Annotated in this window: 14 protein-coding genes and 1 pseudogene; 5 read left to right on the top strand and 10 right to left on the bottom strand. The window is 64.1% G+C overall.

Annotated features, from left to right (window positions below):
- Positions 1 to 122 precede the first annotated feature (122 nt).
- The 4 genes and pseudogenes from IVB50_RS40410 (at position 123) to IVB50_RS40425 (ending at position 3,588) form a co-directional block, all read left to right on the top strand.
- Positions 123 to 332 (top strand): ferredoxin, encoded by a 210-nt coding sequence (locus IVB50_RS40410; RefSeq protein WP_007607931.1) that lies wholly within the window; start codon positions 123 to 125, stop codon positions 330 to 332.
- 67 nt (positions 333 to 399) lie between these two features.
- Entirely contained in the window at positions 400 to 1,623 is a 1,224-nt protein-coding gene (locus tag IVB50_RS40415; protein ID WP_018457008.1) for a cytochrome P450, read from the top strand.
- Between the two features lie 54 nt (positions 1,624 to 1,677).
- Positions 1,678 to 2,339 (top strand): annotated as a pseudogene (locus IVB50_RS40420) (sulfite oxidase-like oxidoreductase).
- Between the two features lie 25 nt (positions 2,340 to 2,364).
- Positions 2,365 to 3,588: a bifunctional alpha/beta hydrolase/OsmC family protein gene (locus tag IVB50_RS40425; RefSeq protein ID WP_204510620.1), complete on the top strand. Its 1,224-nt coding sequence runs from the start codon at positions 2,365 to 2,367 to the stop codon at positions 3,586 to 3,588.
- Positions 3,589 to 3,598: 10 nt separating this feature from the next.
- Here the strand turns inward: IVB50_RS40425 and IVB50_RS40430 are convergent, their stop codons facing one another.
- Positions 3,599 to 5,029: a PLP-dependent aminotransferase family protein gene (locus tag IVB50_RS40430; protein WP_018457011.1), complete on the bottom strand. Its 1,431-nt coding sequence runs from the start codon at positions 5,027 to 5,029 to the stop codon at positions 3,599 to 3,601.
- Between the two features lie 101 nt (positions 5,030 to 5,130).
- Between IVB50_RS40430 and IVB50_RS40435 the strand changes: the two genes are divergently transcribed.
- On the top strand, positions 5,131 to 6,045 hold the full coding sequence (locus tag IVB50_RS40435; protein ID WP_026233280.1) for a DMT family transporter: 915 nt from the start codon (positions 5,131 to 5,133) through the stop codon (positions 6,043 to 6,045).
- Here the strand turns inward: IVB50_RS40435 and IVB50_RS40440 are convergent.
- The 9 genes from IVB50_RS40440 to paaA all read right to left on the bottom strand — a co-directional run bounded on the left by IVB50_RS40440 (position 6,024) and on the right by paaA (position 13,676).
- On the bottom strand, positions 6,024 to 7,082 hold the full coding sequence (locus IVB50_RS40440) for a YeeE/YedE family protein (RefSeq protein ID WP_026233281.1): 1,059 nt from the start codon (positions 7,080 to 7,082) through the stop codon (positions 6,024 to 6,026). The genes IVB50_RS40435 and IVB50_RS40440 overlap by 22 nt on opposite strands.
- Before the next feature lie 2 nt (positions 7,083 to 7,084).
- Complete coding sequence (locus tag IVB50_RS40445; protein ID WP_026233282.1) at positions 7,085 to 8,089, bottom strand: zinc-binding alcohol dehydrogenase family protein; 1,005 nt, start codon at positions 8,087 to 8,089, stop codon at positions 7,085 to 7,087.
- A 79-nt stretch (positions 8,090 to 8,168) separates the two neighbouring features.
- Complete coding sequence (gene paaK / locus IVB50_RS40450; RefSeq protein WP_018457015.1) at positions 8,169 to 9,500, bottom strand: phenylacetate--CoA ligase PaaK; 1,332 nt, start codon at positions 9,498 to 9,500, stop codon at positions 8,169 to 8,171.
- 28 nt (positions 9,501 to 9,528) lie between these two features.
- Positions 9,529 to 9,978: a hydroxyphenylacetyl-CoA thioesterase PaaI gene (gene paaI / locus IVB50_RS40455; protein ID WP_247300227.1), complete on the bottom strand. Its 450-nt coding sequence runs from the start codon at positions 9,976 to 9,978 to the stop codon at positions 9,529 to 9,531.
- Positions 9,979 to 10,033: 55 nt separating this feature from the next.
- The gene (gene paaE, locus IVB50_RS40460) at positions 10,034 to 11,116 is read right to left on the bottom strand and encodes a 1,2-phenylacetyl-CoA epoxidase subunit PaaE (RefSeq protein ID WP_247300229.1); all 1,083 of its coding nucleotides are present in this window, start codon (positions 11,114 to 11,116) and stop codon (positions 10,034 to 10,036) included.
- A 2-nt stretch (positions 11,117 to 11,118) separates the two neighbouring features.
- Entirely contained in the window at positions 11,119 to 11,622 is a 504-nt protein-coding gene (gene paaD / locus IVB50_RS40465; protein ID WP_247300231.1) for a 1,2-phenylacetyl-CoA epoxidase subunit PaaD, read from the bottom strand.
- A complete protein-coding gene (gene paaC / locus IVB50_RS40470; RefSeq protein ID WP_018457019.1) occupies positions 11,616 to 12,386 on the bottom strand; it encodes a 1,2-phenylacetyl-CoA epoxidase subunit PaaC in 771 nt (256 codons plus the stop codon). The genes paaD and paaC overlap by 7 nt, the downstream gene beginning before the upstream one ends.
- Complete coding sequence (paaB, locus tag IVB50_RS40475) at positions 12,386 to 12,673, bottom strand: 1,2-phenylacetyl-CoA epoxidase subunit PaaB (protein ID WP_008136594.1); 288 nt, start codon at positions 12,671 to 12,673, stop codon at positions 12,386 to 12,388. The genes paaC and paaB overlap by 1 nt, the downstream gene beginning before the upstream one ends.
- 10 nt (positions 12,674 to 12,683) lie before the next feature.
- Complete coding sequence (paaA, locus tag IVB50_RS40480; RefSeq protein ID WP_026233283.1) at positions 12,684 to 13,676, bottom strand: 1,2-phenylacetyl-CoA epoxidase subunit PaaA; 993 nt, start codon at positions 13,674 to 13,676, stop codon at positions 12,684 to 12,686.
- Positions 13,677 to 13,742 lie beyond the last annotated feature (66 nt).

A 13,742-nucleotide genomic window follows, 5' to 3' on the forward strand; every position in this document is an offset into this window, starting at 1 on the left:
ATAAGTTTGCGCTTGACAGGGGAAGCCTGCCGGCGAATGTAATAGCCTATAACTTGAACAAAAACTCAAATGGGAGCGCGCGCCGCCTTCGGGCCGGAGTGCACACGATCGAGGAAGCCGCCATGACAGAGCGACTGAGGGTTCACGTTGATCCCGACAAATGCCAGGGGCACGCGCGCTGCAAGGCGCTGGCGCCGGAGCTGTTCGAGCTGGACGAATACGGCAACGCCCACGAAGCCGGCGACGGCACGGTCCCGCCCGGCCTCGAAGACAAGGCCTGGCTCGCCAAGTCCAATTGCCCGGAAATCGCGATCGACGTGATCGAGGAGTAGCGCGCCCGCTTCTGCCCGCGTGCCTTCCGCGACCACGAGCCCCCAAGGGATTTCAAGGGATTTCGAGATGTCCGACATCAGCCAGCCCACCGCCCATCCGCCCGTGACCGACTGGGTCCATGATTTCGACCACACCGATCCGCAATGGACGGAAGATCCCTTCCCGATTTGGGACGAGCTGCGCGCCGCAAGCCCGGTCGTGCATACCGAACGCTTCCTCGGCTGTTACATGCCGACGACCTATGAGGCAGTGCGCGAGATCGCCAACGACAGCGAGCATTTCTCCTCGCGCCGCATCATCGTCCGGGACGTTCGGCCGGAGATCACCAGCAGAAACTCCGCCCCGCCGATCACGTCCGATCCGCCGGTGCACAAGCCAGCCAAGCAATTGCTGCTGCCGCCGTTCACGCCGGACGCGATGAAGAAGCTGGAGCCGCGGGTGCGCGCGATCTGCAACGAGTTGATCGACGGCTTCATCACTGAAGGCCGACTTGACGCGGCAGAGCGCTACACCAAGCACATTCCGGTTCGCGCGATCGCACACATGCTCGGCATCCCCGAGACGGACAGCGATCTCTTCATCCGATGGATCCACATGATCCTGGAACTTGGCATCAAGGACGAAAACACGTTGCTCCAGGCGGTGCACGAGATGAGCGCCTATTTCAGCGCCCATATCGAAGCGCGCAAGAACAAGCCAACCGACGATCTGATTTCCTACCTGATGAATGCCAGGGACAAGGACGGCAATCCGCTCGAGGATTCGCATGTGCTGGGCTCGTTGCGCCTGCTCCTGATTGCCGGCATCGACACCACCTGGAGCGCGATCGGCTCCTCGCTCTGGCACCTTGCCCGGACGCCCGCCGACCGCGAGCGCCTGGTTGCAGAGCCCGAGCTGATCCCGACCGCGGTGGAGGAGCTGCTGCGCGCCTATTCGCCGGTGACGATGGCGCGCGAAGTGGTCAAGGAGACCACGATTTCGGGCTGCCCGGTCAAGGCAGGCAACATGGTGCTGCTGTCCTTCCCGGCCGCCAACCGGGATCCGAAAATGTTTCCGGATGCTGACAAGGTCGTAATTGACCGCCGCGAGAACCGCCACGCCGCCTTCGGCCTCGGCATCCACCGCTGCGTCGGCTCGAACCTTGCGCGCATGGAGATGCAGGTTGCGCTGGAGGAATGGCTGAAGCGCATTCCGGACTTCGCCCTCGATCCGGCAGGCACGGTGACCTGGTCCCAAGGAACCGTCAGAGGCCCCCGCCAGTTGCCATTTTTGCTTGGAAAGGCGATGTAGACCTCTCCAAACAGTGATACGGAGAGGCCGGACTTGCACCGCCACGAGTAGCCGATGGCCGAAGACAACGAGCCGCCCGACAGCAAGCTGACGCGCACCAAGGAAAAATGGGCGCGCGAGGGCCGCTTTTTGACAGGCAAGATCACGCGCCCGGAAGATCAGCGCCTGCCGCCCGGTCAGCATCTGACAAAGGACTGGCCGGTGCTCGATCTCGGAGTCGTACCGCCGATTTCGCGCGAGCACTGGCGCCTCGACGTCTACGGCGCGATCGAGAACCCCGTGTTCTGGACCTTTGCCGAGTTCGCCGCCCAGAAGCAGGCGCAGTTCATCTCCGACATCCACTGCGTCACCACCTGGTCGCGCTACGACAATGAGTGGGAGGGGCTCGCCACGCGCGAGCTGCTCGCGGCCTGCCAGCCGCGCCCGGACGCGCGCTTCGTCGTGTTGCATTCCCATGATGGCTACACCACCAACCTCGCGCTGGACGACTTTGCCGCCGAGGACGCATTGCTCGCCCATAGCTGGTCCGGTGAGCCATTGTCGGCCGAACATGGCGGCCCGGTACGGCTGGTCGTGCCGCATCTGTATTTCTGGAAGACGCCAAATGGGTTCAGTCGATCGAATTCCTGACCGAGGACGCGCCGGGCTTCTGGGAAGTCCGTGGCTACCATAACCGCGGCGATCCCTGGGCAGAGCAACGCTATTCGGGCGACTAGGTTCAGCAAGGAACGGGGGAAACCCATGCCGACAGAGCGCTTTCAATTCACCGGCGAAGGCGGCCATCAGCTTTCGGCCGCGCTGGAGCTACCCGACGGCGAGCCCGGGGCCTTCGCGCTGTTCGCGCATTGCTTCACCTGCGGCAAGGACACGCTGGCCGCCAAACGCATCTCGGTCGCGCTGGCCGCCAAGGGCATCGCGGTGCTGCGCTTCGACTTCACCGGGCTCGGCTCCAGCGAGGGGGATTTTGCCAATTCGACGTTTTCCTCCAACGTTGCCGATCTCGTGCGCGCCGCCGATCATCTGCGTAGCGTCCGCAAGGCGCCGTCGATTCTGATCGGTCACAGCCTCGGCGGCGCCGCGATCCTTGCGGCAGCAGGACGAATCCCGGAAGCCAAGGCGGTTGTGACCATTGCGGCACCATCCGATCCCGCCCACGTCACCGGCCTTTTCAAAGAGCATCTCGGCGACATTCGCACGCAAGGTGAGGTCGAAGTCTCGCTTGCGGGACGCCCGTTCCGGATCAAGCGCGAATTCCTCGACGACGTCGCCGAGCACGAGCTGATGAAAGACGTCGCCGGCCTGCACAAGGCGCTGTTGGTGATGCATTCTCCGGTCGACGATACCGTCGGTATCGACAATGCGACGAAGCTCTTCGTCTCCGCCAGGCATCCCAAGAGCTTCGTCTCGCTCGACCATGCCGATCATCTCCTGACCAAGCCGGCCGACGCGCTCTATGCAGCCGACGTGATCGCGGCCTGGGCGAGCCGGTACATCGACGCGGCCAAACCTGCGAAGGCGATGGATCTCCCCGAGGCGCCGCGCCGGGTCGTGGTGCAGGAGACCCGCAAGAGCAAGTTCAACCAGACCATCTCCGTCGGTCCGCATCAGCTCGTCGCGGACGAGCCGGTCGCCGCCGGCGGCGAGGATGCCGGCCCTGGTCCTTACGATCTCCTGCTCGCTGGCCTCGGGGCCTGTACCTCGATGACCATGCGCCTCTATGCCAACCGCAAGTCGTTGCCGCTCGATCGTGTCACCGTCTCACTGAAGCATTCCAAGATCTATGCAAAAGACTGCGCGGAATGCGAGACGCGCGATGGCATGCTCGACCAGATCGAGCGCGACATCGCGATGGACGGCGCGCTCGATCCCGAGCAGCGCAAGAAATTGATGGAGATCGCCGACAAGTGCCCGGTGCACCGGACGCTGACGTCGGAAATCCGCATCGTGACCAAGGCCGTGGATTAGCGCGACTGCGCTAGAAGCACGACGCCATTGTTCGCACCGCCGCGGTGATCTCGCTCTCGCGCCAGGCCGCGAAGCCGAGCAGCAGGCCGTGGTCGCGCGGCCTGCCCAGTGCCAAGCCGGACAGGGCACGCGTTTCAACGCCCGCTTCGACCAGCCGCTTGACCGCCACCTGATCAGCGCGACCGCGCTTGAGACGCGCGACGAGCTGAATGCCACCGGGGGGCACTTCGGCAGAGAGCACATCGCCCAAATGGCGCTCCAATCCCTCCACGAGGTGATCGCGGCGGGCGTGATAGATCCGGCGCACCCGGCGCAGATGCGCCAGGAAATGCCCGTCGGCAATGAACTCGGCCAGCGCCTCCTGGATGTGGCTCGCGGCGATCAGTCCGATGTGCCGCTGTACGATCTCGAGAGTACCGACCATGGCCGGCGGTACGACGAGGTAGCCAAGCCGGATATCCGAGGTCATGACCTTGGAGAACGTGCCGACATAGAACACGCGGCCGTGGGCATCGAGTCCCTGCAAGGCCGGCACCGGCCGGCTATCATAGTGGAATTCGCCGTCGTAATCGTCCTCCACGATCCAGGTCTTGCCGGGCCTGCTCAGGCCAAGAAACTCCGTGCGGCGCGAGAGCGACATCAGGCGGCCGGTCGGGTGCTGATGCGACGGCGTCATGAAGATCAAGGTCGGGGCCGCCAAGCCACGAATCCGCTGCATGCCCTGCTCGTCCAAACTCATCCCGATCACGCGCGCACCGGATGCGCGGAAGGCGGCCGCGGCGCCGGGATAGCCGGGATCCTCGACCCAGACATCGTCGCCGGGGGTGATGACGGCGGCCGCGATCAGGGTCAGCGCAGCCTGCGCGCTCGGCAGAATCAGGATCTGATCCGCCGTCGCGCGCACGCCCCTGCTGGTCGCAAGATAATGCGCCAGTGCCTCGCGCAGGCGCGGCCGATTGACCGGTCCGAGCTCGCGCCTCGCCGCGCGCACAGCGCTGCGGCGCAGGCAGCGCGCCCAGACCTCGTTGGGAAACTCCCTGAAATCGCCATGTCCGGGACGCAAGGGTCTCAGTCGCGCCTGATAAGACATCGGCCAGTCGGTCTGCGTGAGGCTCGACGCCCAGGGCGAAAGCCGCGGCTTGCCAGGGCGTATGCGAGATGCGACGGCGCCAGCCTCTGTGACGCGCTCGCCGCCGTCGACCGCAACCATCGGACGGCGGCCGTGCGAGGCTTCGAGATATCCCTCGGCGGCGAGTTGCTCGAACGCATAGCTGACGGTGTTGCGCGAGACGCCGAGATCGCTCGCAAGCCCACGGCTCGACGGCAGCGTGCGGCCTTTGACGAGACGCCCGGTCGCGATCAAGCTTCGGAGCTGGCTCGTCAGTTGAGCCACCAGCCCCTCGTCGTCGGCCCGGTTCAGGTCGATCAGGGCGGAGATCATGCTGTCCGGAACTGGCACCCTATTCCTTTCCGATCTGGCACTGTTTCAGGTGCCAGACGAGATGCTATCCGCTGGACTGGACTGCTTCAAGGACCTCCGAAATGAACTCCCTATCCCCCCGCGCAGCCGTTGGCCTGTTTCTCATCGTCGTGCTGGCTTGGGGCATAAACTGGTCGGTGACGAAGCAACTCGTCCAATTCCTTCCACCACTGTGGGCTTCAGCGATCCGGAGTTGGATCGCGCTGGCTGGATTGTTCGTGATCCTCGGGCTCAGCAACAATCTGATGATTCCGGAGCGTCGCGACATCCCGGTGGTCCTGAGCGTTGCACTGCTGCACATGACCGTGTTCTCGGTCCTGGTTGCGGCCGGTGTGCGCTTCCTACCCGCGAGCAAGGCCGTTGTGCTCGGCTACACCACGCCACTCTGGGTCGCGATCGCCGCGCCGCTACTCGGGAAGGACACTTTGACGGCGCCGAAGCTCGCCGGCGCGCTGCTGGGCCTGATCGGCCTGATCGTCATCCTGAACCCGGCCTCGATCGACTGGACCAACACCAATGTCGTGCTCGGCGCCGGCATGGTGATCCTGGCCGCGATCTCATGGGCCGCGAACATTATCTATATCCGCGCCCATCGCTGGATTGCCTCGCCGCTCCAGCTTCTGATCTGGCAAGTGCTCGTGGCAACCATCGTGCTATCGGTGAGCGCGACCATCGCGGATGGCCTGCCGCATGTGGAGTGGTCGTGGAGACTCGTGTTGCTGTTCCTGTATTCCGGGCTGATCGGGACGGTGCTCGCCTATTGGGCGATGTCGATGGTGAATAAGAGCATCTCGGCCCTGACGACCTCGCTCGGCACCACCGCAACGCCGCTCGTCGGCATCGCCAGCGCCGCGATCCTGCTGGGCGAGCCGATCGACATGAGTCTGGTGACAGCGGCCGCGCTGATCATCACCGGCATCGGTCTCGCAACGCTCGGCGATCGCCTGCTGCGTGGTCAGGCTACCGCGAAGGGCTGAACGCGCAGCATCCCGCGCAATCCCGCCGTCGTGCCGAGCAGGATGCCGGCGACGGCGACGAATGAGCCGAGCGCGAGCGTCGACACGCCGGTGAGCCCTTGGCCGATCGAACAGCCGAACGCCATCACGCCGCCGATGCCCATCAGTGCGGCGCCAGCCGCCGATCGCAGCATATGGCGTGGCGAGGAATAGCCTTCGAGATGGAAACGGCCCGTCGCAAGCGCGGTGACCAGACTGCCGGCGAAGACACCTGCAACCGTCGCGATGCCGAAATTCAGCGTCAGGCCCGTCGAGAGCATGGCATATTGCAGGCTGTCCGCGATCGGCGCGACGAAGGTAAGCGAGGTCACGGGGACGGGGTTGAAATCATCCGCGCCGAGATAGCCGGTGACGAACCAGCCCCCGGCGACGAGGAGACCGACGACGACACCGGCTGCAATCTGGCCGGGCGAACGTCGGAACGCTGGGTGCGCGAAAGCAAACAGGATCAGCGTGACGACAACGACAGCAGCAGCCATTGCGCGCGAAAGCGCTTCAGCCGGACCGAACATGGCGAACAATGACGGCAGCGAATTCACGTTGACCGTGGTTTGCGAGGCCTGGACCACGGCGATGCGCGCCGGCGCGATCAGGCCCTTGAGCGTCATCTGCGCGGCGATGGCGAGCACGACCACCACGACGAAGGAGCGGAGATTGCCACGACCGAGCAGCACCAGCGCGCGCGAACCGCAGCCGTTGGACAGTACCATGCCGTATCCGAACAGAAGTCCGCCGAGAAACAGCACCGGCATCGAGAAGGACTGTTGCAGGTAAATCGACTTGCCGAGATTGACCATGCCGGTGCCGGCGAGGAACTGGCTCGCTGTGGTCGCAACCGCGATCGCCAGCGCATAGGTTCGGACCAACCGCCCATCCCCCTCCGACAACCAGCCGCGCATGCTGCTCATCAGGCAGAAGCCGCTGAGCAGGCCGACAGCGCCGTAGACCAGGCCGACGACGAGGCCGGCGAGGATGATGAGTTGTGGAGACGAATCCATGATCAAGGTTTCAGGATCACGCGATCCCGCGAGGAGCCTGCAACGGCGACATAGGCCTCCTTCGCGCGTTCGAGCGGATAGACGGCGTTCGCCTTGATCGGAAACGGTTTCAGGTGCCCGCTCGCGAAGCCCGGGCCGAGGTCACGCAGCACAGCGCCTGTCGCGATCGACGACAGGCCGAGCGTGTCGACGCCGACATAGGTGTGTTGCCCGCGGTAGAATTCGAGAATGTTGAACTGCACGATGCGGTCGATGGCGGCGATCAGGATCTGGCGGCCGCGAAGCGCGAGCGACTTGTGCGCCGCCTGGAAATAGGGATCGCCGACCGTGTTGAAGACGATGTCGGCGCCTTTGCCATCGGTCAACTCGCGCACGCGTGTGGCGACGTCGGTCGCGGAAGCGTCGATCACCTCGATGGATGCATTGGTGTGGCCCTCATAAGGTTCCGCCTTGCGCACCACGCCGATGACATGCGCACCCTGCCACGTCGCGATCTGCACCGCCGCTTGACCAACCTTGCCGTTGGCGCCGAACACCAGCACCGTTTCCCCGGGCTTTGGAATGCCGGCGCGGCGAAAACCCTCCATGGCGGTGACAAAGGGCACGCCGATGCCGGCGGCCTCCTCCCAAGACACGGTCTTCGGCTTCTCCACCACCGCGTCGGATTCAACGACGAGATGGCTGGCGTGAGTGCCGTCGCGGCGGATGCCGAGATCGCCGGAGGAGCCGAACACCTCGCGGCCCATCGTACCGGCCGGCCCGTCGATCACCACGCCGGCGTAATCGCGCCCCGGCGTGCGCGGGAAGATGGCATAGGCCATTAGCCCAGTCGCGGCCTTGACGTCGGACGGATTGACGGCGGCGGCCTTGATCTCGATCAGGAGATCGTTCGGACCGCGCGCGAGCGTATGAGGCTCGACGCGAGGTGCAATCCCAGCGGCGTTCTCGGCCTTGGCATTGACGCGGACGCAGCGCGCCTCGACGGCTTTGGGATTGGCTGACGACATGGAAAAGATCCGCGATTTCTCGCGGGCCTTGTCGCCTCTGAGGGCAGTCAAGTCAATCCGTCAAGTCAATCCCGTCAACTTAATCCTTCGGCCGCTTGTCGTAGAGCCGCTTCGCCTTGCCGAGCGAGCGTTCCAGCGTCGCAGGCGCAACCACCCGCACGTTGGAGCTGATCCCGATCGTGTTCTTGATATGGGTTGAGATCCGATCGGCATGGTCGAGGAGACCCCGGCCATCCCAACTCTCCGGCCGCGCCTCGGCGATGATGGTCAACTCGTCCATGCGTCCTTCCCGAGTCAATTCCAGAATGAAATGCCCGCCGCACCAGTCGGTGGCGAGCAGAACCTCCTCGATCTGGGTCGGGAACAGGTTGACGCCGCGCAGGATGATCATGTCGTCCGAGCGCCCCGTGACCTTCTCCATCCGCCGCATGCCGGGCCGCGCCGTGCCCGGCAGAAGCCGCGTCAGGTCGCGGGTGCGATAGCGGATCACCGGAAAGGCTTCCTTGGTGAGCGATGTAAACACCAGTTCGCCCTTCTCCCCGTCGGGCAGCACCGCACCGGTGTCGGGATCGATCACTTCGGGATAGAAATGATCCTCCCAGATATGCAGGCCGTCCTTGGTCTCGATGCATTCCTGCGCGACGCCGGGGCCGATCACCTCGGAGAGACCGTAGATGTCGGTCGCATCCATGTCGAAGGCATCTTCGATCTCGCCGCGCATCGCATTGGTCCACGGCTCCGCGCCGAAGATGCCGACCTTGAGCGAGCATTGGCGCGGATCGAGCTTCTGACGCTTGAACTCGTCGAGGATCGCCAGCATATAGCTCGGCGTCACCGTAATGATGTCGGGCCGAAAATCGTTGATGAGCTGCACCTGCCGCTCGGTCATGCCCCCGGAGATCGGCACCACAGTGCAGCCGAGTTTTTCGGCGCCGTAGTGCACGCCAAGCCCGCCTGTGAAAAGACCGTAGCCATAAGCATTGTGGATGATCATGCCGGTGCGGCCGCCCGCGGCGCGGATCGAGCGTGCCATCACGTCCGACCAGGTGTCGATGTCGCGTTGCGTATAGCCCACCACGATCGGCTTGCCCGTCGTGCCGGAGGACGCATGCACGCGCACCAGTTTCTCACGGGGCACGGCAAACATGTTGAAGGGATAATTGTCGCGCAGGTCCGTTTTTACGGTGAACGGAAATTTCGCAAGATCCGAGAGCTCGCGAAAGTCGGACGGGTGCACGCCGGCCGCGTCGAAGGCCTTGCGATAGTGCGCGACGTTGTGGTAAGCGTGCTTCAGCGACCAGGCCAGCCGCTGCACCTGGAGTGCCATGATCTCGTCGCGCGATGCACGCTCGTGCGCATCCAGCTCGGCCTTATAGGTGTTGCCACCTTCCTTGAGCCTCGTCAGAGCCATCCTCGTTTCCCCGTATCATTGCTTTCCTTTATTGATCCTGCGCCGGCAGCCAGTTTCCGGGAATGACCCGCGAATGCCCGCGGAATTCGGCGATGACTGTATCGCCAGCGGTGACGCGCACGTCATAGATGCCGGAGCGGCCGCCACGCGTGACCTCGCGGGCCTTTGCGACGAGGCGATCGCCGAGCTTGCCCGGCTTGATGAAGGTGATCTGTCCCTGCGCCGCCACGACGCGGTCGTTGTGCGAGTTGCACGCGAAAGCGAAGGCGGAATCGGCCAGCGTGAAGATGAAGCCGCCATGGACGATGCGCTGACCGTTGACCATATCCGGCCGCACATTCATCGCCAGCGTCGCGAACCCCGGGCCGATCTCGACGATCTCCATGCCGAGTCCTTTGGAGGCATCGTCCTCCGCCCACATCGCATCGCCGCAGGCGCGGGCAATATCCTCGGGCGACAAGGCGGCTTTGACGTTCACGCGCTTCTCCCGTCCGATTGTTTGGACACGATGTTCTGCTGCCTGGCTAAAACTGTCAAACGTGGTCGTAGTCGACCACGACCCGCTCCGACGATGGCTTGGCCTGACAGGTCAGGACAAAGCCGGCCTTCAGCTCCCAGGGTTCCAGCGAGTAGTTGATCTCCATCGGCGCCTCGCCCTCCACCAGTTTGGCACGGCAGGTCGAGCACATGCCGCCCTTACAGGCGAAGGGCAGATCGACACCGGCGCGTAGCGCGGCATCGAGGATCGCCTCGTCCTCTGCCACCGGCACGTCGCGGCGCTTGCCGTCGATGATCAGCGACGCGATCGCTTTCGGCGGCGCGTCCGGCGCAACGATCTTCTTCGGCCGCGGCTTGCCACCGAACTCCGAGACAAACCGCTCGACATGGATACGCTCCTCCGCGATGCCGAGATCGCGACAGGTCGCCTCGATGTCCTCGCTCATGCCGGACGGACCGCAGATGAAGACGTGATCGACGCTTTCCGCCGGTACCAGCGAGCGCAGCAGCACCCTCACCTTGTCGCCGTCGAGCCGGCCGTGCAGGATCGGAATGTCCTGTTCCTCGCCCGAGATGACGTGGAAGATCGAGAGGCGGTCGATGAAGCGATCCTTGAGCTCTTCGAGCGCCTCGAGGAACATGATGTTGTCGGTCGTGCGATTGCCGTAGAACAGGAAGAAGCGGCTGTCGGCTTCGCGCGCGAGGACGCCCTTGACGATCGACAGGATCGGCGTGATGCCGGACCCAGCGGCAAAGCCGACATGGATGCGGCCGCCGCCGGCCGGCGGGATCACGCCGAAGCGTCCCGTGGGCGTCATCACGTCCAGCGCGTCGCCACACTTCAAATCGTCCGCTGCCCAGCTCGAAAACGCGCCTCCATCAACCTTCTTGACGGCGATCCGTATCTCGCCGTCGTCGGGGCCGGAGCAGATCGAATAGGAGCGGCGCACTTCCTCGCCATCCAGCATGGTGCGGAGTGTGAGGTATTGGCCGGGCATGAAAGCGTAGTCGGTCGCAAGCTCCGTCGGGATGGCGAATGTCAGCGATATGGCGTCCGACGCCTCGCGGCGGAGGTCGTTGACGGCCAGGCGATGAAAGCGTGGTGCGACTGCTGACATGGTCAATGACACTTGAAGTAGTCGAAGGGTTCGCGGCACGCCATGCAGCGCCAGAGTGCCTTGCAGGAGGTGGAGCCGAATTCGGACAGCAGCTCGGTATTCGCCGAGCCGCATTGCGGGCACACAACGGCTTGCTCGCCGAACAGCGCGCGGCGTGAATTCGAGGCCTGCGGCGGTGCGATGCCGTAGGCATGAAGCTTCCGGCGGCCCTCTTCGCTCATCCAGTCGGTGGTCCAGGCCGGCGACAGCACGGTGCGGACCTTTGGACTGCGGAAACCGGCGCGCTCCAGCGCGACCTCGATTTCCAGCGCGATCATGTTCATGGCCGGACAGCCCGAATAGGTCGGGGTGATCGCGACCTCGACCTGATCGCCGTCGAGGACGACATCACGCAGCACCCCGAGATCGGCGATGGTCAAAACCGGGATTTCGGGATCGACCACGCTCGCCGCGGCATCCCAGGCCCGTCGGCGCAGGTCGCTATGGGGCTCCAGCACCGTCACCATGTCTGCCCCGGGAAGGTACGCTGTATCGATTGCAGCTCTGAGAGGAGATGGCCGAGATGCTCGCTGTGCCGGCCCACGCGACCGCCCTGCTGCATCCAGTCGTTCTGCGGCAGCTTGAGCGTTGCTTCGCCGATCACATCCGAAAGTGTCGTCAGCCAGCGACCCCGCAAGGTCCCTGGGTCTACGGCGATACCGGCATGGATCAAGGCGCGCTCGCCGTCGTCGACGGCAAACATCTCGCCGGTGAACGCCCAGAGATGATCGATCGCAGCTTGCGCGCGGGCATGGCTCTCGTCGGTGCCGTCGCCGAGCCGGATCATCCACTCCGAGGAATGCCGCAAATGATAGGCACTCTCCTTCTCCGACTTCGCGGCAATCGCAGCGAGCGTCGTATCGCGCGAGGTCATCATGGCGCGCCAGTAGAGATCGGCGAAGGCGGAATAGAAGAACTGCCGCACCATCGTCTGGGCAAAGTCGCCGTTCGGCTGCTCGAGGAGCAGCAGATTGCGATACTGCCTGACATCGCGAAGGTAGGCGAGCTTGTCTTCGTCGTTGTCCTTGCCTTCGGCTTTGGCTGCGTAGGTGTAGAGCTCGCGGGCCTGGCCGATGAGGTCGAGCGCGATGTTGGAGAGCGCCATGTCCTCTTCCATCATCGGCGCATGCCCGCACCATTCCGACAGGCGGTGGCCGAGGATCAGCGCGTCGTCGGCGCGGCGTAATGCGTAGAGCACCAGCGGTGTTTCGGAGACCTCGATGTTCGCCATCACATGTGTCCTACTTCCTCAGGCACCTCGTAAAACGTCGGGTGGCGGTAGATCTTTGATTCCGCCGGCTCGAACATCATGCCCTTCTCGGCGGGATCGCTTGCGGTGATCGCCGTCGACGGCACCACCCAGATCGAAAGGCCCTCACCGCGACGCGTGTAGATATCGCGGGCGGCTTGCAAGGCCATCGTGGCGTCGCTCGCATGCAGCGAGCCGACATGCTTGTGCGCGAGCCCGTTGCGGCTGCGAATGAAGACTTCCCACAGCGGCGTGTTCGGCGTGGCCATCGCAATCTCCCTACTCTGCCGCTTGTGCAGTTCGACGCTGCGTGCGCTTTGCGGCATAGCTAGCTGCCGCCTCGCGCACCCAGGCGCCCTCATCGTGCGCCTTGCGGCGTGCCGCGATGCGATCCCGGTTGCATGGGCCGTTGCCGGCGAGCACCTGCTTGAACTCGGTCCAGTCGATCTCGCTGTAGCGCCAGTGCCCATCGGCGTCCTGAATCATGCCGGGATCGGGAATGGTCAGGCCGAGATATTGCGCCTGCGGCACGGTGGCGTCGACGAACTTCTGCCGCAGCTCGTCATTGGAGAAGCGCTTGATCTTCCACTTCGTCGAGGTGTCGCTGTGCTGGCTGGTGGCATCGGGCGGGCCAAACATCATCAGCACCGGCCACCACCACCTATTCAAGGCATCCTGCGCCATCGCCTTCTGCTCGTCCGAGCCACGGCACAGCGTCAGCATGATCTCATAGCCCTGGCGCTGATGGAACGACTCCTCCTTGCAGACGCGGATCATCGCGCGCGCGTAAGGACCATAGGAGCAGCGACACAGCGGAATCTGGTTCATGATCGCGGCGCCGTCGACCAGCCAGCCGATGGTGCCGATGTCGGCCCAGGTGAGGGTCGGGTAGTTGAAGATCGAGGAATATTTGGCCTTGCCCGCGAGCATGGCGTCGACCAGCTCTTCGCGCGAAGTGCCGAGCGTCTCGGCCGCGGCATAGAGATAGAGCCCGTGGCCGCACTCGTCCTGCACCTTGGCGAGCAGCGCGGCCTTGCGGCGCAAGGACGGCGCGCGGGTGATCCAGTTGCCTTCGGGCAGCATGCCGACGATTTCGGAATGAGCGTGCTGGGAGATCTGGCGGGTCAGCGTCTTGCGATAAGCCGCCGGCATCCAGTCGTTCGGCTCGATGCGCTCCTCGGCATCGATGCGCGTCTGGAACTGCGCAGCCTTGGCCGCATCCTCGAGGCCGCGATCATCGGTCTCGGCCGTGTTCAGCGCCTGGGTATACATGCGCATCCTCCCATTTTATTGAGCAATATATAACAAGAATCAGATCACGCAAGATATTTCTGTAAC

The sequence above is a fragment of the Bradyrhizobium sp. 87 genome (assembly GCF_023073015.1).
GTDB lineage: Bacteria > Pseudomonadota > Alphaproteobacteria > Rhizobiales > Xanthobacteraceae > Bradyrhizobium > Bradyrhizobium canariense_D.